General features: G+C 45.2%; 9 protein-coding genes. 3 read left to right on the top strand and 6 right to left on the bottom strand.

The genetic code is table 11. The features are described from left to right. Nucleotides 1–60: 60 nt before the first annotated feature. From XMM312_RS10360 to XMM312_RS10345, 4 genes are all read right to left on the bottom strand, one after another. Entirely contained in the window at nt 61–1,485 is a 1,425-nt protein-coding gene (locus XMM312_RS10360) for a glyceraldehyde-3-phosphate dehydrogenase (RefSeq protein WP_371731438.1), read from the bottom strand. Nucleotides 1,486–1,751: 266 nt separating this feature from the next. Further along, nucleotides 1,752–4,295: a GAF domain-containing protein gene (locus XMM312_RS10355; RefSeq protein WP_173489204.1), complete on the bottom strand. Its 2,544-nt coding sequence runs from the start codon at nt 4,293–4,295 to the stop codon at nt 1,752–1,754. Next, nucleotides 4,288–5,901, bottom strand: coding sequence for an ATP-binding protein (locus XMM312_RS10350; protein ID WP_173489203.1), 1,614 nt, complete (start codon nt 5,899–5,901; stop codon nt 4,288–4,290). Before XMM312_RS10350 ends, XMM312_RS10355 begins: the two co-directional genes overlap by 8 nt. Further along, nucleotides 5,894–6,502 carry a biliverdin-producing heme oxygenase gene (locus XMM312_RS10345; RefSeq protein WP_173489202.1) on the bottom strand — a complete coding sequence of 203 codons (609 nt, stop codon included), beginning with the start codon at nt 6,500–6,502 and terminating at the stop codon, nt 5,894–5,896. The genes XMM312_RS10350 and XMM312_RS10345 overlap by 8 nt, the downstream gene beginning before the upstream one ends. 229 nt (nt 6,503–6,731) lie before the next feature. On the opposite strand from XMM312_RS10345, the gene XMM312_RS10340 reads away from it, so the two are divergent. Continuing rightward, nucleotides 6,732–7,517 carry an amidohydrolase family protein gene (locus tag XMM312_RS10340; RefSeq protein ID WP_173484029.1) on the top strand — a complete coding sequence of 262 codons (786 nt, stop codon included), beginning with the start codon at nt 6,732–6,734 and terminating at the stop codon, nt 7,515–7,517. Beyond that, nucleotides 7,498–9,192, top strand: coding sequence for a ShlB/FhaC/HecB family hemolysin secretion/activation protein (locus tag XMM312_RS10335; protein ID WP_173489201.1), 1,695 nt, complete (start codon nt 7,498–7,500; stop codon nt 9,190–9,192). The genes XMM312_RS10340 and XMM312_RS10335 overlap by 20 nt, the downstream gene beginning before the upstream one ends. Before the next feature lie 4 nt (nt 9,193–9,196). On the opposite strand, the gene XMM312_RS10330 is transcribed toward XMM312_RS10335, so the two are convergent. After that, the gene (locus XMM312_RS10330) at nt 9,197–10,108 is read right to left on the bottom strand and encodes an MBL fold metallo-hydrolase (protein ID WP_173484031.1); all 912 of its coding nucleotides are present in this window, start codon (nt 10,106–10,108) and stop codon (nt 9,197–9,199) included. A 106-nt stretch (nt 10,109–10,214) separates the two neighbouring features. Further along, nucleotides 10,215–10,970, bottom strand: a complete 756-nt coding sequence (gene tpiA / locus XMM312_RS10325; protein ID WP_173481066.1) for a triose-phosphate isomerase — start codon at nt 10,968–10,970, stop codon at nt 10,215–10,217. A gap of 198 nt (nt 10,971–11,168) precedes the next feature. On the opposite strand from tpiA, the gene XMM312_RS10320 reads away from it, so the two are divergent. After that, nucleotides 11,169–12,149, top strand: coding sequence for a glutathione S-transferase family protein (locus XMM312_RS10320; RefSeq protein ID WP_173481067.1), 981 nt, complete (start codon nt 11,169–11,171; stop codon nt 12,147–12,149). The last annotated feature ends 47 nt before the right edge of the window (nt 12,150–12,196 follow it).

Genomic DNA, 12,196 nt, shown 5'->3' with positions numbered 1-12,196 from the left:
TCAGAGACAAAAAAACCGGAGACCCTCTCGGTGACTCCGGTTTTTTTTACAAAAGAGTAATTACTCTTGTGGGAAAGCCTTAAGCGTACAATTGGTAATCTCACGCGCTAGACGGATAACCTGACAGCTGTAGCCGTACTCGTTATCGTACCAAACGTAGAGAACACAGCTCTTACCGCTTGAGATAGTCGCCAATGCATCGACAACACCTGCAGCACGTGAGCCGACAAAGTCGCTCGAAACTGCTTCAGGTGAGTTAGAGTAGTCAACCTGCTTCTGAAGATCAGAGTGCAGCGCCACTTCACGAAGGTAGTCATTCAAAGACTCACGCTCAGTCTCTTTCTCTAGGTTCAGGTTAAGGATCGCCATAGAGACGTTCGGTGTCGGAACACGGATCGCGTTACCGGTTAGCTTACCTTCCAATTGTGGAAGCGCTTTAGAGACCGCCTTAGCTGCACCCGTTTCAGAGATAACCATGTTAAGCGCGGCTGCGCGGCCACGTCGGTCACCTTTGTGGTAGTTATCGATCAGGTTCTGGTCGTTAGTGTATGAGTGAACGGTCTCAACGTGACCATTAGCAACACCGTACTTGTCATCCATCGCTTTAAGGACAGGCGTAATGGCGTTAGTGGTACAGGAAGCAGCCGATAAGATTTTATCCGATGCTTCGATGTCACCATGGTTAACACCCATAACGATGTTTTTGATGCCTTTACCTGGTGCTGTAAGGATAACGCGATCAACACCTTTAGATTGAAGGTGAAGCGCAAGGCCTTTGTCATCACGCCAGATACCGGTGTTATCAATAACAAGCGCATTGTTAATGCCGTACTGAGTGTAATCAACCTGATCTGGGCCATCGGCGAAGATCACTTTGATCGCATTACCGTTTACGATCAGGGAGTTCGTTGCTTCATCAACTTGGATAGTGCCTTTGAACGAACCGTGAACTGAGTCACGACGCAACAAACTTGCACGCTTCTCTAGGTCGTTATCGGCTTTGCCCTTACGTACAACAATCGCGCGCAGACGCAGCGTGTGACCTGCACCCGAGCGGTTCAACATGAATCGAGCCAGTAGACGACCAATGCGACCGAAGCCGTATAGGACGACGTCTTGACCACCAGTATCTTCTGTTGATGCGCCAGCAAGTTCAGACTCTAAATAATCATTCAAATCCGCTGCACCCGATTTACGGAAATTAACAGCCAATTTACCGATGTCGATGTGTGCGTTGCGGATGCCCATTTGAGACACCTTCTCAAGTACTGGGAAGGTATCTACGACTGAAAGCTCTTCACCCTCAACCTGACGAACGTAACGGTGATCTTTAAGTAGATCGATCACAGATTTACGAACAGACAGTTGGCCGAAAACAGAAATTTCAACGTTTGATTCACGGTACAAACGACCAACCACAGGGACCATCGCTTCGGCGATCGATTCACGAGCATTCCACTCTGCTAGCATCAGTTCTTGAGACACAGCACACTCCTTTATAAAGGTTAAGTAACCCGTTAATTATGACACAGATTGAAATAAAGGATATACAACTTACTGTTCATAAGTTATTGATATAACTTGTAAAAAACCAACAAATGTCGACTACAAAACTACAAAACCCCTATTTTTTTGTGAAAATTACGTAACTATTACAAAAGTTAATTTTTACTTATTATTGAGTTAAAAAATCGTCATCAATTGATACTAAACCACCCCTGATATCGATGTGAGTTAGCTGAGTTACTCAATCAACTCTCCAGCGACTGAATGGCGGCCTGTATTACAGAGCTACTAAAGGGTTTTTCAACAACAGGAACATTTGCATGCTTCTTCTTAAAGCCATCTTTAACGGAGCTATAGCCAGTGGCAAAGATGAAAGGCACACTCTTATTCCGAAGACAATCTGCGACCGTTTCACTCGACTCATCGCCCAAGTTGATATCCAAAACCGCCAAACCTGGAATCTTTTTATTGATCGATTCATGCGCCTCTTGAACGGTTGCAGCTAACTCAATATTTTTGTAACCCATTGCCTGCAGCATTCTCTCCAACTCAAATCCGATGATCATATTATCTTCGACTATGAGAACACTCTCCTTATCCGGTTGCCCCTTGTGAATGATAGATACTGCCTCACTCGATGTAGAGTCGCTCTTATGCTCTGCTTCTGCAGTCTCAAAATGCATCGCAGGTATGACAAATTCTGCAACCACACCGGATCGTTGATACTCAATCTTGGCTACCCCGCCCAAATCATGAGGAATAGATCGATTGATAATGACCGACCCGAATCCAAACTGTGAGGGTGACTGTTCGATCGTTACACCTGATTCGCGCCAATATAAATGCAGTTCCCCTTGGTGAATCTGCCAGTTCAAATTTATTTGACCATTTTCAGATTTAGCCGCGCCGTATTTAACGGCATTGGTTAAAAGCTCATGAATCACCATGGTCATAGTCGTGAAGGCCTTAGGACTCAGTTTGACCTCAGGACCTGATCGTTTCATGAGATTAGTCTTCGCCACTAAAGCTCTCTCTTCATTGTCGAGAATCATTGTGAGCGGAGCGAAATTCCAATTTTTTTCAGTTAAATGCGTCTGTGCAATGGCTAAAGATTGCACACGTCCCCCTAAAATCGATTGAAAATCCTTAATTGATAAATCTTGTGTCGATGTCTGCGAGACAATCCCTGATATCAACCCAAGAATATTACGAACTCGGTGATTAAGTTCGTGTATGAGCATATCTTTTTGACTTTGCGCTTCACTGGCTATGCGGTTGTAATCATCCAAGTTACGTACAATTATTTCCAACAGTACGGTCTTGATCTGTTCAGCCAAGGCAATTTGTTGATCTGTCCAAGGGGCTGAATACCCCTTTCTCATTTCGATCCAAGCTTCGAAACTTTTTCTTGGTGTTAAACGAATACCGTTTGGGCCTAGCTCAACTGGCTTGTCAGGATTGCCAGCCCAGCTCACCTTTTGCGGCTCCTCTTTTCGAAGAAAAATAAGCAGATCCTTAGGCCTTCTAGACATCGGAACCACTAACATACCAGCAAAACGATCAGCGATTGTGAGATCATCATTGAGCCACTCTTGCAGTGACTCCACACTAAAAATACCGCTTTGTGATGAATGATTGAGTCGTTTTACAAGCAGTTGGATATCTTCAGAACTAATCGGATCTCCGGCCACTTGGTATTCACCTCCGACCACCAGCACCATGGAATCGGAGGGAATGAGTTTATGAATAAAATTGACATGCGATTTAAGGTTATCAAAGAGTGACAGATCATTGTTTAAGCTTGTCACCAATTTCATATGCAGCTGTCGGGAGAGCTCAGTATCACTGTGACTTTGGCTGTTAAGCTTTACTCTTAGCTCCAATGCCAAGGACTCAACATAGAGCTCTGCAATTGTTCTATCACACAGCGATACGTATTTATTTGAATAGTGGTGACACGCGAATAACCCCCAAAGTTCACCGTCAACAAGAATGCTAATAGACATAGACGCTGCAACACCCATGTTTTTTAGATACTCAATGTGAACAGGCGATACAGAACGAGTTGAGCTAATCGAAAGATCAATGTTGGCGTGTTGCGGATGGATCGGCACGCCCGTGTCATGTACATCAGCAATCAAACGGGTGAGGTTTCTTTTGTAAAGCGCTCTGGCTTGTCGTGGTATGTCCGATGCTGGGTATCTAAGACCCATAAAGGAATCGACGGATGCATTGCGATGCTCAGCGACAACCTCTCCGCTACCATCTCCATGGAATCGGTAGACCATGACTCTATCAAAGCCCGTTAACGTTGAGACGTGTTCGGCCGAAATTGAGAGCAAATCCTCTAAATTATCAGTGTCTGTTACTTTTCTGATCATCTGCTTGAGGACCTGAAGTTGATCTGAAGAACTATCAACACTCTTTTCAAGCTCAACCACTATGGTGCTGCCCGATAAATGGATCGCCAGATCAAACAGCTGACCTGTTTTAAACAGATCAATGTTTGTGAGTCTCTCAGAATGATCAGAGCCATTTATGCCGAGGAATGTGGCTTTAATCCTATTCACTTCAGTCTTATCGAATAGAGTCTCTAAATTTCGACCCAGCATCTTATCCACGGGTACCTTAAACAGCTCTGTGACATTTTCGGAAGCGGCAATGATGCCCCAATCTGAGTTGAACGCGATAAAATAACCAAAGCTCTGTACGCGTCCCAAAAGGTGAATGGGTTCTTTTTCACAGGTACTCAAATCGTATTGTGTATTCAGTTTGACGACGTTAGACATAATGTTTTTGCTCGTTTTCATTAATCACGGGTTGGTATTGATTCAGGCGAACCTTATTAAGAACGGCTTCAATGGCAGTCATTCCCGCGGGTTTATTGAGTATCTCGTTAAATAGATGCGCCGTATTGGTGAGCTCAATAGATGAAGAATCCAGTGCCGTTAGACCAATAATGGGAAGGTCATACCCCTTATCCCTAAGTTGTTTAGTGGCTTCAGGTCCATCTAATATCGGCATATTGAAATCCATAAACACTAGGTGAAAGTCTTTCTCTGATTCCACTTTATCAACAGCCTCAGCACCATTTTTGGCCAAAACCACATCGACCTTTCCGATCTTTAATAACTGTGATTTAAGAAGGATTAGATTGGTCATGCTGTCGTCTACAACAAGCACCTTCAACATCAACTCTTGAGGGGGGCTCTCTGCTTTTAATTTAACCTGTTGAGCAACTGAATCACTTAAACCACTTTTTGCAAAAAAGTCGTGTAACAGGCTTGGCAAAATAGGCTCAAAAATTTCATCCGTTCGATCGACCAAGCCTGGTGGAAAAGCACTATTCTCAGATCGAATGATCGCTATTCGTCCCTCAAGGATTTTTAACGTCCAATCCCTACAGAGATGATTCTCTTGAATCGCAATTTTCTCTGAGACGACCAACGCATCAATGTTTGTCTTGGTTAGCTGTTTGAAAGACTGGACTCTGATGACCGAGGCACCCCAATCCCTTAAGAAGGTCTCAATGATTTCAAACTTAACTGATTTATCAGCAACAACCGCCACGATCGGGTCTGATCTAAATTTAAGGGGCGCTGAACCAGCTATTGACTGAGAGACAGGTAGCCTCAATTGAAAAGAGGCCTTAGTCCCCTTTCCTAAATCAGATCTCAGAACCAGGCTTCCACCCATTTTTTGGACTATGTCTAAACATATACCCAAACCCAACCCTGAACCTAACGGCCTCCCCTTTTGAACATCAACCACTTGACCAAAGGGCGAAAGAATTTTTTGTATATCTTTTTGATCAATACCAATTCCGGTATCAATGACCGAGAAATGGATCTCTACTTCTGATCCAATCTGCCCCTTTAGTGCAGCCCAAACCTCAATCGAACCGCTATCGGTAAATTTGATCGCATTACCGATCAAATTGTTTAAAACTTGCTGAAGGTGAACACCATCGACCTCAACGTTCTGCCGGAACAGTTTAGGATCAATCATCAAACCGAGTTCAATTCCCTTACCCTCAGCAGCAATTGAGAAAGTCTTAACGGTTCTTTCAATAAGGTCCGTTATATCGGTTGTGACGGGATTGATGACAACAGCACCCGACTCACTTCTTGCCGCTTCGATCGCCTTGTTCAGTGAGTCAAGAAGCCCGTTCGACGCCACACTTATTTTATCAACATGCCGTTTCGCCATTGGAGACATCTGTTCCGATTGCAAGAGTTCAGCTAGGCCCATGATGGCATGCAGCGGCGTCCGTAGTTCATGACTTAATGTTGCTATGACTTTTAACTGTTCAGTACGTGATTGGCTTAGCTCTGATTCATTCAATTCTGTAGCAATTTCAGGCTCGACTTTAACGGTCTTTTTTTGACTAGCCATTTGCCACCTCATCCAATTTAAAATATGAGTGACTGACAATATCTAGAGAGTCACTCATGCTTAAAAATAGTTTTTTAGCTGATTCAACTGCCGTCTCAATTTGCTGGGGTTCAATGAGCTGAGAATCGAGTTCATATTGCGTCGCTTTCCAAAGCGCGAAGGTGTTATCTCTGTACCCGTTATAAAAGTGGGTCACATCATGTCTATTCAAACTCCGCTCTATGAGCGGTGCTAACACCCTTCCACCTAATGAAGCGCCTTCAAAGACATAAATCGCGCCTAGCACCTCAGATAGAGAGTTGTGATGAGTTTCAAAAGGTTCAGATTCAATAATGCAATCCAACGCATTCAGAGACTTAAGATCTTGAATTAACCAAATGTAACGCTCAGAAACACGCTGTTTTAAGGCTTCATTGGAATGATTCAAAAAGAGAGGTAGATGTTTTTTAATCCAATGTTCCAGTGCAACTAGAGCGAGAGTATATTCTCGCTCATTCAGAGTAGGTCGCACTAAAGATCTAAGGATAGGGTGAGCATCTAAGGATCTGTGAGCTGCATTCGTAGACTGTTTCAAACATTCTGACGCATTAACATGGAGCATTGCTAAAGTCCTTCTGTTTTATATGTTACTTAAAGTTCCTGTACTGCTCGAAAGTATTTTTATTGTCTGACTTAACCATAGATCAAAAATTTGCAAAGCCAGGTTTTTGTTGTTTATAAGCAAATTCGATGCCAAGTTTTCACATGCGGATTGATTTTTTAATAGAACAATCTGGCTAACAACTATCGACGTAAATGCTGAAATGAAATCTCTCTTTGCACCCTTACTGATGACTTTAAGCCTAACTAGCTGGGCTTCTAACATTCCTATTTTCGATACGCACGTTCACCACAACGATAAAACACAGGATGAATTTGATGATCGGAGAGTCGTCTCTCTTCTTCGTCAGTACGATATCCAGAAGGCCCTTGTCTCCAGCAGCGGTGATGACAACACTCAACGATTAAAGAGCTTGGCGCCTGATCTTGTGCTGCCAGCACTTCGCCCCTTTCGAAAAAGTGGTGAATTAAGAACCTGGATGCATGATGAGTCGGTCACTGAATATTTAGAGACACAGCTCAAACAGAACCATTACTTCGCCATTGGTGAGTTTCATGCGTTTGGCGATGAGATGCAGACACCCGTGTCAAAACGGTTAGTGGCTTTAGCCAAAGAGTACAACTTAGTGTTGCACCTGCATGGCGATCGTCAGGCGATGCAACAGATCTTTCTGCAGTGGCCCGAGGCTAAGGTACTCTGGGCACACGCTGGGTTTGAAGCCCCTAGTGATCTGGCTGGACTATTTGATCAATACCCAAACCTCTGGGCTGATCTATCCTTTAGACCAGAGATTGTTACCTGGGGAGGCTTCAACCCTGAGTGGGAAAAGGCTCTACTGGCTAACCCTAATCGATTCACCTTAGGAGCTGATACATTCAACCTGGATCAGTGGCAGAAGATGCCGCTTTACACTCTGGATACACGAGATTGGTTAAGTACACTGCCTTCAGAGGTGGCTAAAAAAATTGCTTACGAAAATGCGGAGAGGCTATTTGATGTTTCCATTTCAGATTAGACAACCGCGTTATCACTCACTGATACCTCTTATCACACTGGGACTAAGTTGCTCTTTATCTTCGCAAGCATTATTCGCCGATGTCACCACCGGTGTCATGTTGAATCAATTTCAGAGTCAATTTCCAACCATCTACCTACCCTCTGTCGGTGAGGTAGATCGTCGTCGTTTTAAGTTGCCAGATGCTACCTCAGGTGATCCCAGCTTGTACGTCAAAGGGTTTGAGTTTACCGGCGTAAGCAGCATCGATATCAAGTATCTGCATCAAGCATTCTCGCCCTTTGAGGAGAGAGCGTTCACCCCTAAGCAACTGCTTGAGCTGACGGATCTGATCACCGACACCTATCGTCAACATGACATTGCGGCTATGGCGCGCATCCCTCCACAGGATGCTAAAAACGGAACGATTGTTTTTGAGATACACGAGTCAAATTTTGTCGGGGCAATACTAGATCATGGTTTTGAAGATCATTTTAATGTCTCACTTGAGCGTGTCGAAGCAGTCGCCTCTCTTCCAGGGTCTGAAGGGGCACCGCTGATACTCTCTGAACGAGAGCGTCAGCAGTTACTGACCATAGATATGCATGGCATCAGCGTATCAGGCGGACTGCAAGCAAACGATGACGGGGATCAGGAGCTAGAACTCTGGATAGAGAACAGTGACAGATTCTCTGGATCCATTGATCTAAACAACCAGGGTCTGAATGGAACGGGTGAAGAGCAAGCCGTTTTAACATCGATGCTATCTAGCCCATTTCAACGGGGTGGTGCTGGCTACCTGAACGCCATTAATAGTACCCAGTCTCAATTTCTTAGTATGGCTTATAGAGGGCCCATTGGGCTTCGAGGAACGACGTTAGACCTGCAAGCAGGAGGGCTTTCGCACGATACAGACAGCAAACGACATCAATCAATCTCCTACTCTTTAGGCGTTCGTCACCCACTGATTAGAACCCTTGGCAGCAATCTATTCCTATCAGGCATCGCAGAACAACGCTTGCTTGAGGAGAGCTCAATAATCAACAACTCTTCACTGACAGACAGCGATTACGAAGTAAACACATTGAGACTGACGCTCGATGGAAACCGCGCCTTACACAAAGATAGGCTCACGTATCGACTTCAAACCACCTTGGGTAACACTGACCTTGAGGGCTCACCCAACCGCGGTCATGACCTAGCAAATGCTAATACTGCGGGTGCATTCAAAACATTCAGTGGATTCTTAACCTATCGAAAACGGTTAGCCGATAACTGGCAAGTATTGACCCATTTACAAGGCCAAATGAGCCCTAACAACTTAGATGACAGTCAACGATTAATTGCAGGCGGGTCTCAGGGACTTCGGGGTTTCAGTGCTGACGAGTTGATTGTCGATCAAGGCGCGCTGGTTCGTGTAGATATTATTAAACGGCTGAACGATCAATGGCGATTTGGTGGTTTTATCGACTGGGCAAAACTGGAGAGACGCAGCAACAATACCGACATCAATGGTAGCCCATTGGAGTCCCATAACCGAATATCTGCTTATGATTGGGGCGTCGCCTCCAGCTATAGAGTCCATGAGTCACTTCAATTCGACTTATCTGTCGCTCAAGCACTATCGAATACTCAAGGGGTGAACACCGAACAGGGCGATTTAACCACACTACTGAATTTGAAATGGGAGTTTTAAAGCGTCACTCCCACTCCATCTCTTCAAAGACACGCTGTGCATTGCGCCCGTGGATCTCTTCGTAGACGTTCAAATAACTGAATGCACTCTGGTCAATGGATGACACACTCTGCATATCACCACCCTCTTCAATCAACTCACCCACTTGTTCACGCAGAAACCTGAGGTAATCAAGGGTATCAGCCTTAGCTTTTTCCAAGGTTGTTGGTGCTCCATGGCCCGGAACAATCACCTTAGGATTTAACAACTCAATCACCTCAAACGCCTCTATCCAGGTTAGATGTTGTGATTGGGAGGCCACACCAAGCATCCGATCAACAAACACCGTATCGCCTGTATAGAGAGCGGATACTTCAGGTAACCAGACAAAGTTTTCACCCGGAGTATGAGTATGACCGACCGGAATAAACTGAACCGATCGATCACCCAGTGTGAGGGTACTCTCTGAGTCTAAAAGCGTATTGGCGTAGACAGGTTTTGTGCCTTGATAGGCGTCACCAATCAAGTTAGTAATTCGCATGACCTGCTGAGCTTCACGAGCCCTCTGATCGGTTTGGGTCGCAGTGCTACTGATCAATTCAGCGCCCTGTTGCGCAAAATAGTCGTTGCCAAACCAGCGGTGATCTTGGCCACCGGTATTAATCACTTTAATGACCGGTTGATCGGTGACTGTTTTGATCGTAGCTTCGATTTTCTCAGCCCCTCTCCAGCTACCACCTGAGTCAATCAACAGAACCCCCTGGTCAGAGACTACAAAACCAAAGGTGGCATTGTTTCCGAAATTTTCGGGAGATCGATCGGTCAGCGGCCCCACAATAGAATAGGTATTTGGAGCCACCTCTATGACCTGTAACTCATCAGCTTGAACCAGAGATGTTATTGCTAAGGTTAAAATAGCGAGGAGTGGTTTAATCATTTAGGAACCCATTGGATTGAGTGGTTGGGGCCTTATCGTAGATGAGGCGATTTCCCATGGAGTGAGGGTCAGGCTGAAGGCCAGACCCTGATAAGGGTTTATGTGATCAGTTTGCAGCGGCTCGACAGATCGTCGCGAAGCTGTCAGCTTTAAGGGATGCACCACCGACCAATCCACCGTCAACGTCAGCCATAGCAAGTAGCTCTGCAGCATTTTTGTCGTTCATGCTACCACCGTAAAGAATGGTCACGCGATCAGCGATATCAGTGTTGTGTTTGGCTATCAAACTGCGAACAAAGGCATGAGCATCCTGAGCTTGTTGTGGTGTCGCAGTTTCGCCGGTACCAATCGCCCAGACTGGCTCATAGGCAATCACAATTTGTGCAAAAGTGTCTGCACCACATAGATCGACAACCGCATTGACCTGCTCTTCTAATACAGCATTCATTTGACCCGATTGACGCTCTTCCAGTGTTTCACCGATACAGAGAACCGGTACAAGGCCGAGCTCTAGTGCTTTAAGCGTTTTTTCTGCCACCAATTGACTGGTTTCACCATAGAGAGAGCGACGCTCAGAGTGCCCCGTCAGTACATAAGCACAGCCAAGATCACGGATCATTTCACCACTCACTTCACCGGTGAAAGCGCCTTTCTCTTGATCACTTAGGTTTTGCGCACCCACTTTTATGGCGGTGTCGGCGGTTAACTCCAGTGCTTGAGGAATATAAATGAAGGATGGACAGACCGCGATATCAACACCTTTTAGAGAAGCGACCTGATCGGCCAAACCAGTCAATAGAGATTCGTTGGTCATCAACGATCCATTCATTTTCCAGTTACCCATAATTAGGGGGCGTCTCATCACGTAACTCCTTAGATCCAAACAAAAAAGACAGCTTAATAAGCCTAGAGAGCCGGATCAACCATTAGTTGCCTAGAAGAGCATTTTATATCAATCTATCTTTCTTATAATTAAGAGTTTCTTTGCGGTCCATTAAACAGGTTGGAGCTCTTTGTCGTAGTGCTTAATAAGATTAATGATTAAACAGGCAATCACTCAATGGGACTTCTAATCGACGGTCAGTGGTATGATCAGTGGTATGACACTAAATCATCCAATGGAAAATTTATTCGAACAGAGGCGCAATATCGAAACTGGGTTACCCCTGATGGTGCCGAAGGCCCAACGGGTGATGCAGGTTTTAAAGCTGAACCGGGTCGATACCACCTCTATGTCTCATTAGCCTGCCCCTGGGCACACCGAACTCTAATCGTCAGAGCACTCAAGGGTCTACAAGACCAGATCTCATTTGATGTGGTGCACCCCTTGATGCTTGAGCAAGGCTGGACTTTTGATTCAGACTTTCCAGCTGCAACCAGTGATCGTGTCAATCAGAAGCAGTTTATGCACCAGATCTATACCCAGTGCGATCCAGAGTACACCGGTCGGGTAACAGTTCCAGTACTTTGGGATAAACAGAATCAGACCATTGTTAGCAATGAGTCCTCAGAAATTATTCGTATGCTCAACTCAGGTTTTAACGAGATTGGCGCAAATGATCTGGATCTCTACCCTGAATCGCTCCAAGCGGAGATTGATCAGTGGAATGAGTTCATCTACGAACCCGTTAACAATGGTGTCTATAAAGCAGGCTTTGCAACGACTCAAGAAGCTTACGATGAAGCGGTGGTGAATCTCTTTAAGCATCTGGACAGACTGGAAGAGAGGCTAACCACTCGTCGTTACTTAGTGGGTCATCAGTTAACCGAGGCTGATATCAGACTCTTCACGACTTTGATTCGCTTTGACCCAGTATATGTTCAACACTTTAAGTGTGACCGTAAACGAATCGCAGAGTACCCGGCACTATCGAACTATATGCGTGACATCTACCAGCAGCTCGGAGTAGCAGAGACCTGTGACCTTGATCATATCAGACACCACTACTACCGCAGCCACCCGACTATAAATCCGCATGGCATCATCTCCTACGGTCCAGAGTTTGATCTGATGGCGCCACACGGACGCGAGTTTTTGTAGTTGTTGGAGCCTTATCTTAGATGAGGCGATTGGTTTGAAGTGCATCG

This window comes from Marinobacterium sp. xm-m-312, assembly GCF_013283295.1.
Lineage (GTDB): Bacteria > Pseudomonadota > Gammaproteobacteria > Pseudomonadales > Balneatricaceae > Marinobacterium_E.
This window is presented reverse-complemented; position numbering and strand designations above follow the sequence as displayed.

Bases quoted from the DNA above. Each gene is read 5' to 3' on its own strand.
- XMM312_RS10355 (WP_173489204.1), bottom strand. From the start codon at position 4,295: ATGTCTAACGTCGTCAAACTGAATACACAATACGATTTGAGTACCTGT.
- XMM312_RS10350 (WP_173489203.1), bottom strand. From the start codon at position 5,901: ATGGCTAGTCAAAAAAAGACCGTTAAAGTCGAGCCTGAAATTGCTACA.
- XMM312_RS10345 (WP_173489202.1), bottom strand. From the start codon at position 6,502: ATGCTCCATGTTAATGCGTCAGAATGTTTGAAACAGTCTACGAATGCA.
- XMM312_RS10340 (WP_173484029.1), top strand. From the start codon at position 6,732: ATGACTTTAAGCCTAACTAGCTGGGCTTCTAACATTCCTATTTTCGAT.
- XMM312_RS10335 (WP_173489201.1), top strand. From the start codon at position 7,498: ATGTTTCCATTTCAGATTAGACAACCGCGTTATCACTCACTGATACCT.
- XMM312_RS10330 (WP_173484031.1), bottom strand. From the start codon at position 10,108: ATGATTAAACCACTCCTCGCTATTTTAACCTTAGCAATAACATCTCTG.
- tpiA (WP_173481066.1), bottom strand. From the start codon at position 10,970: ATGAGACGCCCCCTAATTATGGGTAACTGGAAAATGAATGGATCGTTG.
- XMM312_RS10320 (WP_173481067.1), top strand. From the start codon at position 11,169: ATGGGACTTCTAATCGACGGTCAGTGGTATGATCAGTGGTATGACACT.